The sequence below is a fragment of the Mesorhizobium sp. USDA 4413 genome (assembly GCF_056280365.1).
In genome coordinates this window covers 3,380,847-3,399,371 of sequence record NZ_JBVPRP010000001.1, presented here as the reverse complement: position 1 = coordinate 3,399,371, position 18,525 = coordinate 3,380,847, and the positions used below count along the sequence as shown (strand labels likewise).

The window sequence follows — 18,525 nt, the reverse complement described above, 5'->3', positions numbered from 1 at the left end:
TCGTGTCCGTCTAGTGGCGTGCCGTAATGGAAATCGCGTCGCTCGGACCACCTCGAAATGGGTCGGCCCTGTTGCCATTTCCAATCACGAAAAGTTGTGAACCGAACCGTTCGGTTCGATCTTGAAACTACGTGAACGATGCAGCGGCCACATTCTTATCGTTCAATATCAAGTAGTTAGCGTGACTGTCCTGCGAAGCGGCACCCGCATCTGAGGCACTGGCGTTCACCGTGGTTACACGAACCGTCAACATTAATTGAACCGAACGGTTCGGTTTCATTACTTGAACGAGTCGGCAGGCGGCTCGGCAGGCGCCATGACACGGTGACGACCGCCGTAAACCACATTTGCCTTGCGGACCGATCGATACTATCGGTTGCCTCAGGACCAGTTTGGACGCCGCGGCCGCCCTTAGGCGGAGGCCGGCGCCGTTGGGAGGAAACAGCGACAACCGATGCGGCTGCTACTTGTCGAGGACAATCGCGAACTGGCCGATTGGCTGGCCAAGACGCTGCGCCAGGCGAGCTATGTCGTGGACGTCGTCCATGACGGCGAGGATGTCGAGCATGCTTTGGCCGCCGGCGATCACGCTTTGATCGTCCTCGACCTTGCCCTGCCCCGCATGGGCGGCATGGAGGTGCTGAAAAGGCTGCGGGCCCGCGGCAATCCCGTGCCGGTGATCGTGCTTACCGCCAATGCCAGCCTAGACGGCCGGGTCAAGGGCCTCAACGAAGGCGCCGACGACTATCTGGCGAAACCCTTCCAGATCGAGGAGCTGGAAGCGCGCATCCGCGTGCAGTTGCGCCGCGCCAACGACCGCACCGCCCCGGTCATCGCCTGTGGCAATCTCGTCTTCGACACCAACACCCGCCTGTTCTCGCTTGCCGGCGCGACGCTGTCGCTGACGCCGCGCGAGCACGCCGTGCTGGAACAACTCGTGGTCAAGGCAGGGCGCACGGTGAGCAAGGCGGCGCTGTCGGCCGCGATTTACGACTTCGAGACCGATGCCGACCCCAGCGCCATCGAGATCTATGTGCACCGCCTGCGCAAGAAGCTTGAGGGCTCACGCGTACAGATCGTCACCTTGCGCGGCCTCGGCTATCTTTTGCGCCACGACGATCCGGCGCCATGATCAGGATCGGCAGCCTTCGCCTGCAATTGCTGGCCTGGGTGGTGCTGCCGCTGGCCGGGCTCGCCGCCATCAACCTGTGGACCAGCCATGGCAACGCGCTGGCAACGGCGGACCTCGTCACCGATCGCATGCTGGTCGGATCGGCGCGCGCGATCGCCGAGCAGGTGGCGATGGCCGGCGGCGCGCTCGACGCGACGGTGCCGCCGGCGGCGATCGAGATGTTCGATACCGGCGACCGCGACAGCGTCTATTATCGCGTCGAGACCGCCGGCGGACAGCTGCTGACCGGCTATCCCGACCTGCCCGTGGCTCCGGAGCACGGCGGCCTCGAAGCCTCCTATCGCGATCACCGGCTGCGCCTGGCAACACTCAGCCACGCGGTGATCGGAGCCGGCACGGATTCACCGATCAAGGTCACGGTCGGCGTCACGCTCGCCGGCCACGACGCGATGGTGAAGCGGCTGTGGCTCAGCGCCTTCGCCCAGCAGCTTGCCCTGGTGGCTATTGCCGGCGTGTTCGTGCTGCTCGGCCTGCGGCGCGGGCTGGCGCCGCTTCTCCGGCTGCGCGATGCCGTGCGCTCGCGAAGCCGCAGCGACCTCGATCCGGTCGAGGTTACGGGCGCGCAGAGTGAGATCCGGCCGCTGGTCGACGCGCTCAACGCCTATATGGAGCGCGTGCGGGCGCAGATGGCGGCGCAGCGGCGCTTCATTGCGAACGCCGCGCATCAGTTGCGCACGCCGCTGGCGCTGTTGTCGACGCAGGCAAGTTATGCCTTGCGGGAGACCAAGGCCGACCAACGCCAGGAGGCGCTGGTAGCGCTGCAGGCGAGCTCCGGCAAATTGGCCCGTTTGGCCGAACAGCTGCTTACGCTGTCGAGAGCGGAACCCGGCAGCCGGCGGCCGCGCGCCGATCGGATCGACCTCACCGAGGCCGCGCGTCATGTGCTTGAAGCGCAGGCGCCGGCGGCGATCGAGCGCGATATCGACCTCGGCCTCGAGGAGAACGGACCGGTGACGGTGGTCGGCGACGGCACGATGCTGCGCGAGATGATCGTGAACCTGGTCGACAACGCGCTGCGCTATTCCAAGCCAGGCGGCAGCGTCACGGTGCGGCTCGCCGCCTCGGATGGCGAAGCCGAGCTCACGGTCAGCGATACCGGTCCGGGAATCCCGCCGGAAGAGCGGGAGCATGTCTTCGAGCGCTTCTACCGTATTGCCGGCGCAACCGAGGAAGGCAGCGGCCTCGGCCTGGCGATCGTGCGCGAGGTGGTCGAGAATGCCGGCGGCAGCGTCACGCTCAGCGACGCCGCCGCGGGAGGGCTCAAGGTCGAGGTGCGGCTGCCACTGGCTTAAGGCCATCGGCGCGTCAATGTTCCAGCTCTTCGTCCGGCAGTTCGAGCGTACGACCCGCGTAGAGGATCCGGAGGATAACCACTTTGTCATCCACGATTTCGAACGCGATCGTCGCGCGCCGCCGCCACCCTATCGTACGCAAACCCAGGGCGATCTCGTCATGACGCGTGCCACGCTCCGGAAAAGTCGAGAAGTCGAGGCAATAGTCGACAATACGCCCGACAAAGCGCAACGCGGTTTCCGCGCCGGCTGTGGGCGCCAGTTGGCTCAGCAGTTCGGCAATGTCTCGCTCGGCGGCAGCGTGGAACCTGACCTGATACTTCATGCACCGGAGCGTGGCTTGGCGGCGATCGCGTTAATGTGCTCAGAGAGGTTGCGGCGCAGCTGTTCGGCCGTCAACAGCTTCTCGGGATGGGCGCGGGCGTCCCGCATCGTCGGCACGACTTCCTCGCGCAGCCAGCGTTCAACCGCCGCATCACGCGCTGCAAGCGTGCGCAAGCCATCACGGATGACCTCGCTCTCGGTGGCGTATTCGCCCGAGGCAACCTTATCTTTGACCATCTGCGCCATCTCGAGCGGCAGCGTGATGGTCAGGGGCTGAGAGTTTCGCATGACCGTCTCCTCAATGCCCCTTAACATAGCATCGATGCATGACTTTGTCATACGCCTGGGTAAGGTCGGATATCTAACTATGCAAACATGATGATGCGGCGATCGATCAAGCCCCCTGCTCGTTGAACGGCGCCGGGCGCCATTTCACCACATAGTTCTCGAAGCGGGTGATCAGGAACTCCACCACCAGCGCCATCACCGCCAGGATGATCATGGCGGCGAAGACGCCATTGGCGTTGAAGGCGCCCTGCGCTGTCGAAATCAGCAGGCCCATGCCCTGCTTGGCGCCGAGAAACTCGCCGACCACCGCGCCGACCAGCGCGAAGCCGAACGAGACATGCAGGCTGGCGAGGATCCAGCTCATCGCCGAGGGGATGATGACCGAGGTGGTGATCTGCATCGGCGAGGCGCCGAGGATCTGGGCGTTGGCGATCATCGCCCTGTCGGCCTCGCGCACGCCCTGGAAGGCGTTGGCGAAGACGACGAAGAACACCATGACGACAGCCAGCGCCACTTTAGACGCCATGCCGAGCCCAAGCGCGATGATAAACACCGAGCCAAGCACCACGCGCGGCACCGAATTCGCGATCTTTATGTAGATCGAAAAGACATCCGCCAGCAGCTTGTTGCGGCCGAGAATGATGCCGGCCACGATGCCGCCGACGCCGCCGATGGCGAAGCCGAGGAAGGTCTCCTCCAGAGTCACGTAGATCTGCAGCCAGAGCGGCCCCTGCGAGGTACCCCCGGTGACCCAGGACCAGATCTGCTCCCAGATGCCCGACGGGCTGGAGAAGAAGAACGGATCGATGAAGTTGTAATCGGCGCCGAGTTCCCAAAGGCCGAGGAAGACGATCAGGATCGCGAGGCGCAGGCCGATGACCACGGTGTGGCGCTTGCGCAGCCGCGCTCTCGCCTGCGCTTCGGCAGCGACGATCGAGGTGGCGCGGGCGGCTTGATCGGTCGGAGAGATGGCGGTCATGGCAGGTCTCCTTTCAATGGCCGGTCTGAAGGCCACGGCTCTGGCCGAGCTGCACTTCCTCGCGCAGATCGTTCCAGATCACCTTGGCAATCTCGATGAATTTCGGATCGTAGCGGATATCGGCCATGACGCGCGGGCGCGGCAGGTCGATGCGGTAGACGCTCTTCACCGTGCCCGGGCCGGCGGTGAGCACATAGACCTTGTCAGCCAGGGCCACCGCCTCCTCCAGATCATGCGTGACGAAGACGACGGAGGACTTCAGCCCAGACCACAGGCCCAAGAGCTCGTCCTGCATGGCGGTGCGGGTCTGCATGTCGAGCGCGCTGAGGGGCTCGTCCATCAGCAGGATCTTGGGCTGGTTGATGAAGGTCTGGGCAAGCGCCACGCGCTTGCGCATGCCGCCCGAGAGCTGGTGCGGATAGTGCTTCTCGAAACGCGAAAGGCCGACGCGGCCGATCCAGTCGCGCGCCTTGTCATAGGCTTGCGCCTTCGGCATGCCACGGAAGAGCGGGCCGGCGGCGACATTGTCGATGACGCTGCGCCAGGGAAACAGCGCGTCGGCCTGGAAGACGAAGCCGATATCGCGGCTGATGTCGGTGACCGGATTGCCCATGACACGGACATTGCCGGTGGTCGGACGCAGCAGGCCCGTGACGAGGTTGAGCGTCGTCGACTTGCCGCAGCCGGTCGGACCGACGACACAGGCGAACTCGCCGCGCGCCACCGTCATGGTGAAGTCGCGGATCGCCGTCATCATGTGGCCGTCCGGCGTGACGAAGCGCAGCGTCACATCGTCGATGGCTATAGCGGCATCGGCCGGCGGCGCGGCGGGAGACAATTTCTCCGCCGCCATGGTCTGCGATTGCATGGCATACTCCTGTTGTGGTGGCGCGGGGATGCCGGCGGCTCAAGCTCATCGGCCTGACGCGGCTCGACATCCGGAAAACGCGGCTGCCGAATTGATTCAGACAGCCGCCGCAAGCTCTTGCTTTCAAGGGCGGATAGGTCCGTCCGCCCTCGCCTGCCGGCGCTTACTTCGCCGCGTCGACGAACTCGGTCGTGTAAGTCTTCGACAGGTCGATCTGCTTGCCCTGCAGGCTCTTGGAGAAGGTCGACAGAACCTTCAGCACCGTCTCCGGGCCGTCGGCCGGCATGCGGCCGTCCGGCGTGAACATCGCCTTGCCGCCGGCGAGGCCCTGCACATAGAGGTCCTTGTTGCCGGCGTAATAGTCCTTCGGCATCTTGTCGGCGATCTCCTCGGCCGAGTGGTTGGCGATGAACTTCATCGTCTTGACGAAAGCGTTGGCAAGCTTCTGCGCCTCGTCCTTGTGACCCTCGAGCCAGCTCGACTGAACGTAGAAAGAGGCTGCCGGATAGTCGCCGCCCAGCGCTTCCTTGGTCTTCTCGGGCGTGCGCATGTCGACGAGCACCTTGGCTTCGCCGGTCTGCAGCAATTTGGCGATGGTCGGCTCGGTGGTCATGCCGGCCTGGATCTGGTCCTGCTTGACGGCGGCGATGAAGGTGTTGCCGGCGCCGACCGGAAGCAGCGTGTAATCGCCGGGTTTCAAGCCGTTGCGGACCGCAAGATATTGCGTGAGGAAATCGGTCGAGGAGCCGAGACCGGTGACGCCGAGCGTCGCGCCCTTGAAGTCGGCAGGCGACTTGATCTCGGGATGCTTGGCCGAGACCAGCTCGACCTCTCCCGGCGCTTGGCTGAACTGCACGATCGACTGGATGTATTTGCCCTTCGACTGCAGGTCGACGGTGTGGTCGTAGAAGCCGACGACACCCTGCACCGCCCCGGCCAGCAATTCGTTCTCGGCTTCGACGCCCGCACGGGAGTTCACCAACTCCACGTCCAGCCCCTCATCCTTGAAATAGCCGAGCTGCTGGGTGAGCGCGGCCGGCAGATAGATCTGCTTTTCCATGCCGCCGACGATGATGGTGATCTTGTCGGCAGCCGAGGCCGCCGAAGCGCCGGCGCCAACCATGGCAAGCATCAGCGCCACCGGGCGCAGGACGCGTTTAGAGATGAGACGGGTCACGTAACTTCCTCCACTGGGCGGCGCAGCGCGCCGCATTTCCTCCTTGCGGCCACTCCCAGCCGCTCATGTGGCGAACGCCACAAACCGTCATCGCACGGCCAAGCTTTCAGCTGGCTTTCAGCCGTTTTAGCGGCCGTGGAACGGAATCCGGCTTGGCTTCCGGTCACGAGGCAGTGAAGCCCAGCACATCGCGCATGTCGTATTCGCCCGGCGGTCGGCTGGCGACCCACAGCGCCGCCGCAATGGCGCCGCGCGCGAACATCGAGCGGTCGCCGGCGGCATGCGAGAGCGAGAGCGTCTCGCCTTGGCACAGGAAGCTCACGCCGTGCTCGCCGACGATGCTGCCGCCGCGGATAACGGCAAAGCCGATCTCGCCGGCGTTGCGCGGACCAACGAGGCCATCGCGGGCGCGCTTCGCCACGCCGTCCAGCTCGACGCCGCGTCCTCGCGAAGCCGCTTCGCCCAGCATCAGTGCCGTGCCAGACGGTGCGTCTACCTTGAAGCGGTGATGCGCTTCGAAGATCTCGATGTCGCAATCGTCAGGGCCGAGTGCCCGCGCCGCCTGTTCGACAAGCCCGGTCAGCGTGTTCAGTCCCAGCGAATAGCTGCCCGAGCGGACGATGGCGATCTCCTTCGCCGCTTCCGCTATGGCTTGGAGCGCAGCGACATCAAACCCGGTCGAGCCGATGACCAGCGCGGGACCGCCGCGCGCGGCGCACGCCTTGGCCAATTCGGCGGAAGCCGCCGGCGTGGTGAAGTCGACGATCACATCGGCAAGCGCCAGCGCCTCGTCGCGCTCGACCAGCCCCTCGCCACTGCTGCCCGGCCGATGGAAGCGGGCGACCAGTTCCAGCCGAGAATCGGCAGCGGCTGTCTCCGCCATCTGCCGGCCCATGCGGCCGAGCGCGCCGGCTATGGCTATCCTGAGCGGCTGCTGCATGGCGATCCTTTGTCGAAAAGCTCGAGTCGGAACAATCCTCTAGCACGCCGCCTTGGTAAATTGATTCAAACGAATGCGGTTGACGACATCAGGCCGAGCCGAGGGCGAACTATACATTCATGATCGCTGGACGCGCAGGCGGCGAAGTAGCAAGCCTCTGAGCTGCGGGCCGCGACGGACTTATTGCGCCTTGTCAATGCGCTCCAGGATCGCGCGATAGCGGTTGCACACAGCGGCGTCCTGATAGAAATCCACTTCGGTATCGATGATCTGGTCAAGGCTTAGTCCGCGGTAATGTGCCTTGACCTTTGCCAGCACGTCTTGCGCTTGCCTGATTTCGCCGAGTTCGGAATGGCAGATGATAAGACGAATGAGCGACCACGGCGTTACCGTCACCATTTTCGCGTAGCAGGCGGCCGCCTCGCGATATCGCCCAGCCGTCGTCAGCAGGACGCCGCGGAAGTCGTCATACCAGCCCACGGCGTATGGATCGCGGCGCTGGGCTTCGGTTATTTCATCAAGCCCTTGCTCCGGCCTGTCGGTGTGATTGAGGAAAATAGCGCGGATGCTAAGGATGAACGGATCGTTCGGATTGAGCGCGGCGGCCTCGGTCGAGGCTGACTTCGGCTTGCTTGAATTGGCGCAGGTACAAGTGAGCGAAGCCGGTGGCCAGATGTCCATAGGCTTCGTCGGGGTCAAGACTCAGCGCCGTTCTTGCGATCTCCAGTCCTGAATGCAAATGACCGGGATTGTTGTAATCCCAATAGTATTTGATGGACTCCACAAAGCTCAGCATGGCGTGGGCGGCCGCAAACTGCGGATCGAGCTTTACCGCCTGGCGCAGAAATGGTTCCGCTTCGAGCACCGTGTCGTAGCCGGCTGCCAGTTGCAGCGCCCGCAGGTAAAACTCGTAGGCCGACATGTTGTTGGTTGGTCTGGCCCTGGCGCGCGACGCAATCGCGGTTCTGGCTTGCCGGGCCAGACGCGCTGCGATCATCCGGGTGATTTCGTCCTGGATGGCGAAGATATCGTCGAGTTCCCGGTCGTAATGTTCGCCCCAGATATGGGCCATCGACAACGCATCGGTTAGCTGTACGGCGACCCGCACCCTGTTGCCGATCTTCCGCACACTGCCTTCGACGACATATTGGACACCAAGCTTGCCCGCTACCTCCGCCGGGTCATGCGCTTTGCCGCGAAACTGGAAGGAGGAGTTCCGCGCAATGACCAGAAACTCCTTATATTTGCCGAGCTCGGCGATGATGTCTTCGGTAATCCCGTCGCTGAAATAATCCTGCTCCGGGTCGCCGCTCATGTTCTCGAAGGGAAGTATGGCGATGGATGGTCTGGACGGCGCCGTATCATCTGCCGTAACCGCCAGGGGCCTGGGGCCTGCATATTTATAGCCGCGACCATGCACGGTTGCGATCAATTCGGCAGACAGCAGTTTTCGCAGCGCCGAAATGTGGACCTGCAGCGTGTTCTCCTCCACCACCACGCCGGGCCAGACCGTATCGAAGAGTTCGGCCTTGCCGATCACTTCATCGGGCCTGTCGAGCAGCATGGCGAGGATATCGAAGGAACGCGCCGAAAGCTCCACCGGCCCATTCGGACCCAGCAACTGCCGTTCGGCTCGTCTCAAACGATAGTTCCCAAACTCCAAGTCCATTGGCCAAGAACCACCCTTGCGGGCAGGATAATCCATAATGACCCTGAAGGCGAACTTCAGGGCCGTTCGGCTTTCTTCGCCTCAAGCAATTTCAGAGCCGTTCAGGACTCTTCAGGTTCAAGCCAAGGACCTGGGTGGGAAGCGGTGCCACTGTCGCCGTCAGAGGAGGACATCATGGCCGACATCCTCGCTACAGCGCCGATGATCGTCCGGCGCCTTAAACTGGCACGCCTAAGCTTTCCGAGGCTTGCAATCGGCGCTTCGCTCAGCGCCATATCGGGTTTGGTGGGCGATGCACTCAAGATGGCTTACGTGGACCCTTACGCCGGTCTTGGTCGCCAACCGCAGATTGTCCCGGACGAAGATCTCGAAGGCCGAGACCCCACTTGGTGAGCCGCCAAGCAATGGCAGACCGCGAAGGTGCTCAAAGCGCCCTGAGCCAGACCTTGTTGTCATGGACGGCGGCGCCGCCATAGGGCGCCGGCGCGTCGGCGCCCGTCAGCACGTTGATGCCCTCGCCGCGCTCATGCGCGCTGTTCGGCCAGATGCCTTCGGCGATCACCACGCCGCGCTTCACGCCGTCGAAGAACCTGGCGTGCAGCACAATATCGCCGCGCCGGTTGCCGACCTCGACGCGACCGCCATCCTCGATGCCGAGCGCCTCAGCATCGTCCCGGTGGATGAGCAGCTCGGGCCTGCCCTCCTTGGCCTTCGACACCGGTGTCTCGGCAAAGCTGGAATTGAGGAAGTTGCGCGCCGGCGAGGTCGCTAGGCGGAAGGGATGCTCCTCATCCGCTACCTCGATCAGCTCAACATGGTCGGGGAATTCCGGCAGCCGATCGACCGGACCGAAAAGGCCCATGCTTTTCGGCGGTCGGTTGGGCGCCGACTGCCCGGTCCAGTTGGGCCGGAAGTGGAATTTCCTGTCGGCATGGCCGAAGCCGTTGATGAAATGGGCCTCGTCGAAATCGGGCTGCAGGTCGACCCACTTCTTTTCCTTCAAAGCATCGAAGCTGCCGAGACCGCGCTTGCCGAGGATGATGTCGATATGCTCGCGCTCGGTCAGGCCGAAGCCCGGCCGGTCGCCGACGCCCAACCGCTTGCCGAGCTCCTCGTTGACGTAGTGGTTGGTGCGCGGCCCTTCCGGCGGCTCGATCAGCTTGGGCCCGAGCGTGATGTGCTGGTTGCCGCCGCCCTTGTAGATGTCGTCATGCTCCAAAAACATCGTCGCCGGCAGCACGACATCGGCGAGCTTGGCCGTATCGGTCATGAACTGCTCGTGCACGCAGGTGAACAGGTCCTCGCGCAGGAAACCCTTTCTCACCAGCCGCTGCTCCGGCGCGACATTGGCGGGATTGGTGTTCTGGATCAGCATCGCCGTCACCGGCGGGCCGCCATAGAGCGCGTCTTCAGCACCCGTCAGCACCGGGCCGATGCGCGAATGGTCGAGATAGCGGATGTTCGGGTCGCGCATCGCGGTGCCTTCGAGCACATCCTGGTTCAGCTTGAAGATGCCTGAGTTGGAATGGAAGGCGCCGCCGCCCTCATACTGCCAGGCGCCGGTGACGGCGGCGATCGAGGCCGCGGCATGCATGTTGACGGAACCGTTGCGCTGGCGCGCAAAACCGTAGCCGAGGCGGAAGTAGGTTTTCTTCGTCGTGCCGACCAAATGCGCGAAAGCTTGAATCTCATCGGCGCTCAAGCCCGTGATGGCGGCCGCCCATTCGGGCGTGCGCGTGCGCAAATGCTCTTCCAACCCGCGCGGATCGTCGGTGTATTTCTCCAGATAGGCGCGGTCGGCCATGCCATCGCGGAACAGCACATGCATGACCGCGCAGGCGAGCGCGCCGTCGGTGCCGGGCTTCAGCACCAGGCCGAGATCGGCCTGCTTCATCGTGGCGTTCTCGTAAATGTCGATGACGACGATCTTCGCGCCGCGTTCTTTCCGCGCCCTGGTCGCATGAGTCATGACGTTGACCTGCGTCACCACGGCATTGGTGCCCCAGATCACCACGCAGTCGGACTTCGCCATCTCGCGCGGATCGGGACCGCGCAAGGCGCCCGCGCCCATCATCCAGCCGGTCCAGGCGAGATTGGTGCAGATCGAGCTGAAGAAGCCGGAATATTTCTTCGCATGCCGCAGCCGCTCGATGCCGTCGCGCTGCACCAATCCCATCGTGCCGGCGTAGAAATAGGGCCAGACGGTCTCCGAGCCGTATTTCGCTTCCGCCGCGATGAACTTTTCCGCGATGAGGTCCAGCGCGGCTTCCCAGCTCGCTTCCTTCCAGGTGCCCTCGCCCTTGGCGCCCGCGCGCACCAGCGGTTTCAGCAGCCGGTCGGGATGGTGCACGCGATCCGCATAGCGCGCGACCTTGGCGCAGACGACGCCCGCCGTATAGCTGTTCGCCTTGGCGCCATGGACACGGCCGATGCGGTTGTTGTCGAGCAGCTCGACTTCGAGCGCACAGGTGGACGGGCAGTCATGCGGACAGGCCGAATGGCCGATCCGGAGCTTGGCGTGCTGGTTCATGCGGGGTGTGTAGCGGGTTTTGGGGATGGCGTGTAGAGCCAGAGACAATTAGCCAATCTCCCTCACAAGGGGGGAGATCAGCTAATCACTCCGCAATCCCTTCCTCATATTCCGCCGACATGGTCAGCCACTTGTCTTCGTTCTGGGCCAGGGTCTGCGCCAGCTGCGAGCGCTCCTTGGCGAGCCGCGTCGCGGTCGAGGGGTCTTTCTCGTAGACTGCCGGATTGGCGAGCTCATCCTCGATCAGGTCGATGCGCTTGCGGATGCGATCCATCAGCGCCTCGGTAGCGCGGATTTCCTTGGCCAAAGGCTCGAGCGCGGCGCGGCGCTGGGCGGCCTCGCGGCGGCGGTCGGCCTTGGAGGCCTTGTCCGCCTCCTTCTGCTCACGGCGGTTGGAGGAGACGCCGGTGACCAGCGTCTTATAGTCCTCGAGGTCGCCGTCATAGGGATTGACCGCGCCGTCCTTGACCAGCCAGAGCCGGTCGGCCGTCGCCTCCAGAAGATGCCGGTCATGCGAGATCAGGATCACGGCGCCCGGGAAATCGTTCAGCGCATGGATCAGCGATTCACGGCTGTCGATGTCGAGGTGGTTGGTCGGCTCGTCGAGGATGAAAAGGTTCGGGCCCTCGAAGGCGGACAGGCCCATCAGCAGGCGCGCCTTCTCGCCGCCGGACAGGTCCTTGGCGGCGGTGTTCATCTTCTCGGTCGACAGGCCGAACTGCGCGACGCGGGCGCGCACCTTGGCTTCCGGCGCGTCCGGCATCAGCCGGCGCACATGCTCATAGGCGCTTTCCTCGGGGCGCAGATCGTCGAGCTGGTGCTGGGCGAAGATCGCCACCTTCAGACCCGGCGCGATCGTCATCGAACCCGTCTCAGGCTTCAGCCGGCCGGCCAGCAATTTGGCGAAGGTCGACTTGCCATTGCCGTTGGCGCCGAGCAGCGCGATGCGATCGTCGGCATCGATACGCAGCGTCATCTTCTTCAGGACCGGATTGCCCTCGGTATAGCCGACATTGACGCCATTCAGCGCCACGATCGGCGAGGCGACCGTCTTCACCGGCTCGGGGAAAGAGAACGGACGCACCGTATCGTTCACGACAGCCGCGATCGGCTTCAGCTTCTCCAGTGCTTTCAGGCGCGATTGCGCCTGCCTTGCCTTGGACGCCTTGGCGCGGAAACGCTCGACGAAGGACTCCATGTGCTTGCGCTGCGCTTCCTGCTTGGCGCGGCTCTTTTCCTGCAGCTCACGCTGCTCGGTGAGCTGGCGCTCGAACTGATCATAGCCGCCGCGCCAGAAGGTGAGCTTCTTCTGGTCGAGATGGACGATCGAGTTGACGGCGCGGTTGAGCAGGTCGCGGTCATGCGAGATCAGCAAGACCGTGTGCGGATATTTGGAGACATAATTCTCCAGCCAGAGCGTGCCTTCGAGGTCGAGATAGTTGGTCGGCTCGTCGAGCAGCAAAAGGTCAGGCTCGGAGAAGAGCACGGCGGCCAAAGCAACGCGCATGCGCCAGCCGCCGGAAAAGGACGAAGCGGGGCGCTTCTGCGCGGCATCGTCGAAGCCAAGGCCGGCCAGGATGGTGGCGGCGCGGGATTCGGCCGAATGCGCGTCAATGTCGGCCAACCGCGTGTGGATCTCGGCAATGCGGTGCGGGTCGGTCGCGGTCTTCTCCTCTTCGAGCAAAGCCTGGCGCTCGACATCGGCTTTCAGCACGATCTCGATCAGTGGCTCCTCGGTCCCTGGCGCTTCCTGCGCCACCTGGCCGATGCGCGTGTTCTTCGGTAGGCTGATCGAGCCGGTTTCCGAAGGGAAATCGCCGGTGATCGCCTTGAACAGCGTGGTCTTCCCGGTGCCGTTGCGGCCGACAAGGCCGGCCTTGGTGCCGGCCGGCAGCGTCAATGAGGCATGATCGAGAAGCAGCCGCCCCGCCATGCGCAGCGTAAGGTCGTTGATGATAAGCATAAGCGGGCTTTTGCACGGGACATCGGCGCTTCGCAAGAGCCAGCGCCTGGAGGGCCCCGACATGTGCGACCGCGTACCATCCGGTCGAAGTCCGGCGGACTGGAACCAGTTGCCGGCCAAAGCGTTGGGAGGCCCGTGATCCGCTATCTCGCCCTCGCCTTCATCTTCTTCCAGGTCGCCACGACAACCGCGCTGGCGACGCAGGTGGTTCTGTTCGAGGATCAGACCACTCAAATTTTAGTCCCAACCGAGCCTGCGAGTGGACCGCAGGCCCAACCGGCCTCTCCGCAAGCGGGAAAGATTGCGAACAGGCCAGAGACGCGGGCGCCGGAACATCTGGTGATCCAGATTGATTCCGGAATGACATCTTAAGCTTCATCCATGATTGACTAAGAGGTTGGAGACAGCGCTCTCTGCCCTGCCAGCCCATCTCCCCACACAGGGAGATTGTTAGCTCCTCCGCATTCGCCAATCACCGGTCACACTTTGCTTGCCACGTCGCAGGTTTGGCGTTGATCGCCGCTATTGTCTCAACCTACGCTGGCGCGAGCGGTGGGTCGAATCCAACGGAAGGCAGATCAGATGTCGGGCAAGACCACGCTCCTTTCGGCCTCGCTGGCGGTCGCGATTTTCGCAGTCGTCGCCGGGCTGGCTATGCTTCTCACCATCTCCGCGGCCCGTGCGGCAGCCATCGACTGCGCGGCAGCGAAGACACAGGCCGATCTTGCTACTTGCACGGCCGCGAATGCTGCTTCGGCGGACGCGGGGCTGAACGCGGTCTACAGGGCGCTGGCGGGACGTCTCGCTCCCGCCGACCTGAAGCGCCTGCGCGACGCACAGCGCGCCTGGATCCCGTTCCGCGACAAGGAATGCGCCTTCCGCACCCAGCCTTATGCCGACGGCTCGGTCTATGCGACCCTGGCCGAGACCTGTAAGGCGGAATTGACCAAGGTGCGGCTGGCGCAGTTGCAGCACCAATTGCAATGCCCGGAAGGCGACCTCTCCTGTGTGCCGCAAAGCGGCGGCAATGCCGCGCCCACGAAGAACGCGCCTGCGGCGCCCAAGGCCGCGCCTGCGACGGCTGGCGCCGCGCCTGCGAAACCCGCTCTTGTTCCGGCTAGCCAGAACGACACGAGGCCGTGCGTGCAATCCGCCGGCAAGGCAAAGTCGGACCAGTATGTCTCGCAGTGCATCCAAGTGTCGCCGGCGACCAATCCGCCCTGCAACGGGCAGAATGCCTGCAGCATGATGATCGACGAGATCAAGCGCGGCTGCGCCATGATCGGCAATGACAATCCGCCGGCTTTCTGTTCCGCCTATAAAGACTGACCAGCGCTGCCTGCCGCCGCAGCGATCATATTCCCCGGCGGAAGATCAACCTGGCGCGGCAAGACAATCGCAAGTTCGGCGTCGGCTGAATATTGGGGGACGAGCGACGATGCCACCAAAGAGGGGCGGAAAAATCTTGCGAGCCATGCATGATGTTTATGAAAAAATTGATTTCAGTTTTATCATAAACCTGCAAACCTATAGACGCGCCGTGAGTCGGAAGTAGGCGCCAACGATAACTTGGTCCCCGTAACTTGGCCCAAATAACTTGGCCGTGTCAGGAGCTCACGATGGATGGAGCGCCCAGCGATTTACGAACGTTGAGATATGTCGCGGAGATCACGCGCAAGCTGGCAAAAATGCTCTCGCGCACGCGCTATCAAATGCTTGTCTATCTTCTTGAGATGACAGCGGTGGAGGCGGAGAGCCTTGCCGGCGAGCAGGATCCCAAACGCAGCCGGCCGGCCAAGCCATCTCAGGGCAGCCGCTAGCGCAATTGCGGGAAAAGCGCGAGCGGCTCGGCGACTTCGCCGTAGCCTTCCCTCCGGAATTGCGTAAAACAAAGAGATAGGGCGTTTCGCCGTCTTGGTGAAACGGTGAAACGCTTGGGTGTTTCACGGGAAGTGTGAAACGCTCCAGCCGTCTCACATTTCCTTGGAGTTGCTTAAAGCAAGCGGTTCCCGCTTTCGGGATAAATGCTTTAACAGCCCGCGTGTGGCTGACCATTTGCCGCAAGGCGGTCCAGAACGGCCAGGCAGTTCAGCCTGCGCGCCTCGATGACCGACGGATCGTCGCATTCGACGATCGCGCGCTCGAACCGGTCAAGTGCATCGAGCGCGACGAGCAGGTCGCCGGACGTTTCGCCCAACGAGAACAGGATGCGCCGCGCCCTGACGCCGTCGGCCGCGTTCACCGAGGACTGGACGGCCACTCCGCGGCGCAAATCGCCGAGGGCAGCCTGGCGGTCGCGCCATCGCGTTGGCGCGACGTCACCCGTTGCGGGCACCATGCCTCAGGCCTTGGCCTTGCGCCTGCCCTTGCCTGCATCGCCGCCGGCCGGCTTGCGGCCCAGGCCGGACGATTTGGCCAACGCCGAGCGGGTCGCCGAGTAGCTCGGTGCCACCATCGGGTAGTCGGCGGGCAGGCCCCATTTCGCGCGGTATTCATCCGGCGTCAGGCCGTGATCTGTCGCAAGGTGGCGCTTCAACGACTTGAATTTCTTTCCGTCCTCGAGGCACACGATGTAGTCTGGGAAAACCGAGCGCTTCGGATTGACGGCGGGCGTCAGCGCCACCGCCTCCTTGACAACGCTGCTGCTGGCGAGCTTGCGCACCGAGGCGCTGACGCTGGCGATCAGGTCAGGCAGGCCGGAGGCAGGGAGCGGATTGTTGCCGACATAGGCCGAGACAATGTCGGCGGTCAGTTCGATTGCAGTCTTGTCGTCGATGTTGGACAATTTTTTCACCTTCTGCTGGCCCTTAAATCGCCAGCTCTTTTTTAAGACTTTCGTCGGTGTATCGAATTGGACAGGTCCCCCAACGGACCGTCCAGAGTCAGTAAAGCCACGAGACTCAATACCGCGCAATGTTTCTACACGGACTGGAAACGCGCAAGTTAGGAATTCTAATAGCTATAGACAGCGTTTTATAGCACCGGCTACCCGCCTGGATGCGTAAAAGGGGCTATAGCACTTCAACTTACGGTAGGAGTTGCTGAAAAATCGAAGTTCACGCAAAGTTCCGGCACGACAACGACAAATCCGCCGCCAGACAACCGATCATGCTCGATTCGGCGTTCGCGTGGCAAATCGCTCATTTCCCGGCGACACCGCGCCTGAGTTCCGCAGGCGGCTCGTCCGCGAGGATTTCCAGCACGCGCTTCCAGCGCGCGCAGCGGCCGAAATCCTTCTGCTCGATAGCTTTTTCCGCCTTCATAGCCGCGTAGAGCGGCGCCTCCGTGCCAAACTCCCTGACCAGCCAGTGCGCCTCCTGCCTGGCGCGGCGTTCGTCCTCGTCAACGGCTATTTTGGACATTGTGCCTAGTCTCCGTACCTTCGATGCCGACCGCGAGGCAGCTGCCAATGACGAGGACGGCGCCGGCAATCGCCGTCATCGACAGGCTTTCGCCCGACAAGGTCAGCAGAAACGTGGAAGCGATCGGCGTCAGATAGGCGACGACCGCTATCCTGCCGCCGTGGTCGAGCTTTGCCGCGCGCGACCAGAAATAGTAGCCGAGCCCCATCGGACCGGCGCCGAGATAAAGGCCAAGCAGAAGGTGAGCGCCGCTCGGGCGCACGACACCGTCATGCAGACACCAGGCGAAGGTGAGCGCGACGCCGATCAGCGCCGAGGGCAGAAGCAGACGCTCCGGCGACACGGCAAGGCGGCCGACAGCGAGCGAGTAAAAGGCCATGCAGAGCGCCGAGCCGAAGGCTGCGAGATAGCCGACGAAGCTGCCGCCTTCGAACCAGGTCTGCGCGCGGCCACCGGAAATCACCAGCGCCACGCCGACAAAGCCAAGCGCGGCCGCCAGCCCGAGCAGCAGCGGACGGCGCGGACGGCCAAGCAGGATGACCGCCGCGGCGGTCATCAGCGGCCAAGTATAGGCGACGAGATTTGCCTCGATAACCGGCATCGAGGCGAAGCCGATATATTGCAGCACCATCGTGCCGACCAAGCCCAGGAAGCCGACGAGGTAGGCGAGTGCGGACGTCCCCTTCTCCCCTTGTGGGTTCCGGAGGACGGGGCAAGACCCGCGGCTCGCCCCCGGGTGGTGGCCTCGCGTAGCGAAGTCGGATGAGGGGTGTTCCAGGGAATGCCAACGTCTCGCTCCGCTGGAACACCCCTCGTCCGTCCCGGCGCTGCGCGCCGATCCACCTTCCCCAATAAGGGGGGAAGGAAAGAGCCGGATCAGCGCGAAGATCAAAGCCGCGCCGCAAAACTGCAGGAACTGCACTTGCGACACCGGATAGAGGGCAAGCAGCGTCTTGCCGACTAGGGCGTTGGTCGCCCACAGCGCCACGGCGCCGAGGGCGAAGGCCAGCGCCGGCCCCAGCGCGGCGCTGGCACGGTTTTGACAGTCCGGCACGAGGCTCAGCGACGCTGAAGGCGGCTGGCGCTCGACCGGATCGTTGGTCATTACCACGACTCCCTCGCCCCGCCCGAAACAGGTTCGGCAGCGGGCTTCGGTACGAGATGCTCCTCGGCATGGCGGCGATAGGCGGGCAGTTGGTTGGTCCAGACATCCTCGGCCAGTTCGTTCACCCAGGCACGGTCATGGTCGTTGTCGGCGGCGAGATAGAACATGCGGTTGTCGTCGACATAGGGTTTGGTCGCCGAGCGCTGGTTGAGCACCAGCGTGACGCGCTCGCCGAGCTGGATCGGCGCCGTGCGGTGGAGCACGCCGAGGAACTGGCCGAGCGTGGCGTAGTTCATCTTGTGATCGATGCGCATGATCTTGTTGCGCGGCAGGTCGCGGCCGGATTCCAGGATCGAGCGGCCGGTCTCGGAATCGTCGCAATATATCTCGAGATGACCGCCGATGAGCGGATCGCTGATCGACAGCGGAATGAGCTCCGTCACCGGAACGCCATCGCAATGCCATTCGACCGCACCGTCCTTGGGATTCATGAAGGTGACAGTCGAGCCGACGATCGACAGCGGATACGGCTCGAGCTTGGTTCCCATCATGTCGGACAGCCTTTCCAGGCGCAGCTTGTCGTGCAAAAGTTCCTTGATCTCCGGAATATAGCGGTCGGCACCGGTGATGAAGGTGAGGTCGAGATGCTTGTGCACGGCATGACTGGCCTTCAACTTCAGGGCGGCTTCCTCAATGGCGGCAAGCAGAGCGGGGTCGTAATCATGACGATACTGGGCGACGCCGAAGCTCGACACTTTCCAGGCCGTCTCGTGACCAATGATTGCCTCGCGGCTCATTGCACAGCGCAGTTCGGGAATTGTGTGGGCGTTCATTCT

21 protein-coding genes are annotated in these 18,525 nt (G+C 63.4%); 6 read left to right on the top strand and 15 right to left on the bottom strand.

What is annotated here, in order from left to right; all coding sequences use genetic code 11:
* Window positions 1-454 precede the first annotated feature (454 nt).
* Both ACVMIM_RS16280 and ACVMIM_RS16275 read left to right on the top strand, forming a co-directional pair.
* Complete coding sequence (locus ACVMIM_RS16280) at window positions 455-1,132, top strand: response regulator (protein WP_476113208.1); 678 nt, start codon at window positions 455-457, stop codon at window positions 1,130-1,132.
* On the top strand, window positions 1,132-2,484 hold the full coding sequence (locus tag ACVMIM_RS16275; protein WP_476117252.1) for a sensor histidine kinase: 1,353 nt from the start codon (window positions 1,132-1,134) through the stop codon (window positions 2,482-2,484). The genes ACVMIM_RS16280 and ACVMIM_RS16275 overlap by 1 nt, the downstream gene beginning before the upstream one ends.
* 13 nt (window positions 2,485-2,497) lie before the next feature.
* Here ACVMIM_RS16275 and ACVMIM_RS16270 read toward each other — a convergent pair whose 3' ends face one another.
* The 8 genes from ACVMIM_RS16270 to ACVMIM_RS16235 all read right to left on the bottom strand — a co-directional run bounded on the left by ACVMIM_RS16270 (window position 2,498) and on the right by ACVMIM_RS16235 (window position 8,702).
* Window positions 2,498-2,809 carry a type II toxin-antitoxin system RelE/ParE family toxin gene (locus ACVMIM_RS16270; RefSeq protein ID WP_476113207.1) on the bottom strand — a complete coding sequence of 104 codons (312 nt, stop codon included), beginning with the start codon at window positions 2,807-2,809 and terminating at the stop codon, window positions 2,498-2,500.
* Window positions 2,806-3,096: a ribbon-helix-helix domain-containing protein gene (locus ACVMIM_RS16265; RefSeq protein WP_476113206.1), complete on the bottom strand. Its 291-nt coding sequence runs from the start codon at window positions 3,094-3,096 to the stop codon at window positions 2,806-2,808. The genes ACVMIM_RS16270 and ACVMIM_RS16265 overlap by 4 nt, the downstream gene beginning before the upstream one ends.
* 106 nt (window positions 3,097-3,202) lie before the next feature.
* Window positions 3,203-4,075 carry an ABC transporter permease gene (locus ACVMIM_RS16260; RefSeq protein WP_476113204.1) on the bottom strand — a complete coding sequence of 291 codons (873 nt, stop codon included), beginning with the start codon at window positions 4,073-4,075 and terminating at the stop codon, window positions 3,203-3,205.
* A 13-nt stretch (window positions 4,076-4,088) separates the two neighbouring features.
* A complete protein-coding gene (locus ACVMIM_RS16255; RefSeq protein WP_476113202.1) occupies window positions 4,089-4,943 on the bottom strand; it encodes an ABC transporter ATP-binding protein in 855 nt (284 codons plus the stop codon).
* A 163-nt stretch (window positions 4,944-5,106) separates the two neighbouring features.
* Window positions 5,107-6,075, bottom strand: coding sequence for an ABC transporter substrate-binding protein (locus tag ACVMIM_RS16250; protein WP_476117251.1), 969 nt, complete (start codon window positions 6,073-6,075; stop codon window positions 5,107-5,109).
* A 208-nt stretch (window positions 6,076-6,283) separates the two neighbouring features.
* Window positions 6,284-7,060, bottom strand: coding sequence for a 4-hydroxy-tetrahydrodipicolinate reductase (gene dapB / locus ACVMIM_RS16245; protein WP_476113201.1), 777 nt, complete (start codon window positions 7,058-7,060; stop codon window positions 6,284-6,286).
* 180 nt (window positions 7,061-7,240) lie between these two features.
* Window positions 7,241-7,540 (bottom strand): hypothetical protein, encoded by a 300-nt coding sequence (locus tag ACVMIM_RS16240; protein ID WP_476113199.1) that lies wholly within the window; start codon window positions 7,538-7,540, stop codon window positions 7,241-7,243.
* An 88-nt stretch (window positions 7,541-7,628) separates the two neighbouring features.
* Entirely contained in the window at window positions 7,629-8,702 is a 1,074-nt protein-coding gene (locus ACVMIM_RS16235; RefSeq protein WP_476113197.1) for a winged helix-turn-helix domain-containing protein, read from the bottom strand.
* 201 nt (window positions 8,703-8,903) lie between these two features.
* Here ACVMIM_RS16235 and ACVMIM_RS16230 point away from each other — a divergent pair, with 201 nt between their 5' ends.
* Complete coding sequence (locus ACVMIM_RS16230) at window positions 8,904-9,122, top strand: hypothetical protein (RefSeq protein ID WP_476113195.1); 219 nt, start codon at window positions 8,904-8,906, stop codon at window positions 9,120-9,122.
* A 31-nt stretch (window positions 9,123-9,153) separates the two neighbouring features.
* Here the strand turns inward: ACVMIM_RS16230 and ACVMIM_RS16225 are convergent, their stop codons facing one another.
* Entirely contained in the window at window positions 9,154-11,259 is a 2,106-nt protein-coding gene (locus ACVMIM_RS16225; protein WP_476117249.1) for a molybdopterin-containing oxidoreductase family protein, read from the bottom strand.
* Between the two features lie 85 nt (window positions 11,260-11,344).
* Window positions 11,345-13,222, bottom strand: a complete 1,878-nt coding sequence (locus tag ACVMIM_RS16220; protein ID WP_476113194.1) for an ABC-F family ATP-binding cassette domain-containing protein — start codon at window positions 13,220-13,222, stop codon at window positions 11,345-11,347.
* A 135-nt stretch (window positions 13,223-13,357) separates the two neighbouring features.
* Between ACVMIM_RS16220 and ACVMIM_RS16215 the strand changes: the two genes are divergently transcribed.
* From ACVMIM_RS16215 to ACVMIM_RS16205, 3 genes are all read left to right on the top strand, one after another.
* The gene (locus ACVMIM_RS16215) at window positions 13,358-13,594 is read left to right on the top strand and encodes a hypothetical protein (protein ID WP_476113192.1); all 237 of its coding nucleotides are present in this window, start codon (window positions 13,358-13,360) and stop codon (window positions 13,592-13,594) included.
* A 210-nt stretch (window positions 13,595-13,804) separates the two neighbouring features.
* Entirely contained in the window at window positions 13,805-14,551 is a 747-nt protein-coding gene (locus tag ACVMIM_RS16210) for a lysozyme inhibitor LprI family protein (RefSeq protein WP_476113191.1), read from the top strand.
* A 290-nt stretch (window positions 14,552-14,841) separates the two neighbouring features.
* Window positions 14,842-15,042 (top strand): hypothetical protein, encoded by a 201-nt coding sequence (locus ACVMIM_RS16205; RefSeq protein ID WP_476113190.1) that lies wholly within the window; start codon window positions 14,842-14,844, stop codon window positions 15,040-15,042.
* Between the two features lie 209 nt (window positions 15,043-15,251).
* On the opposite strand, the gene ACVMIM_RS16200 is transcribed toward ACVMIM_RS16205, so the two are convergent.
* The 5 genes from ACVMIM_RS16200 to ACVMIM_RS16180 form a co-directional block, all read right to left on the bottom strand.
* Complete coding sequence (locus tag ACVMIM_RS16200; protein WP_476113188.1) at window positions 15,252-15,560, bottom strand: hypothetical protein; 309 nt, start codon at window positions 15,558-15,560, stop codon at window positions 15,252-15,254.
* Window positions 15,561-15,563: 3 nt separating this feature from the next.
* A complete protein-coding gene (locus tag ACVMIM_RS16195; RefSeq protein WP_476113186.1) occupies window positions 15,564-16,007 on the bottom strand; it encodes a Ros/MucR family transcriptional regulator in 444 nt (147 codons plus the stop codon).
* Window positions 16,008-16,362: 355 nt separating this feature from the next.
* Window positions 16,363-16,584, bottom strand: a complete 222-nt coding sequence (locus ACVMIM_RS16190; RefSeq protein ID WP_476113185.1) for a hypothetical protein — start codon at window positions 16,582-16,584, stop codon at window positions 16,363-16,365.
* Window positions 16,565-17,689 carry a DMT family transporter gene (locus ACVMIM_RS16185; RefSeq protein ID WP_476113183.1) on the bottom strand — a complete coding sequence of 375 codons (1,125 nt, stop codon included), beginning with the start codon at window positions 17,687-17,689 and terminating at the stop codon, window positions 16,565-16,567. The genes ACVMIM_RS16190 and ACVMIM_RS16185 overlap by 20 nt, the downstream gene beginning before the upstream one ends.
* Window positions 17,689-18,522 (bottom strand): hypothetical protein, encoded by an 834-nt coding sequence (locus ACVMIM_RS16180; protein WP_476113182.1) that lies wholly within the window; start codon window positions 18,520-18,522, stop codon window positions 17,689-17,691. Before ACVMIM_RS16180 ends, ACVMIM_RS16185 begins: the two co-directional genes overlap by 1 nt.
* Window positions 18,523-18,525 lie beyond the last annotated feature (3 nt).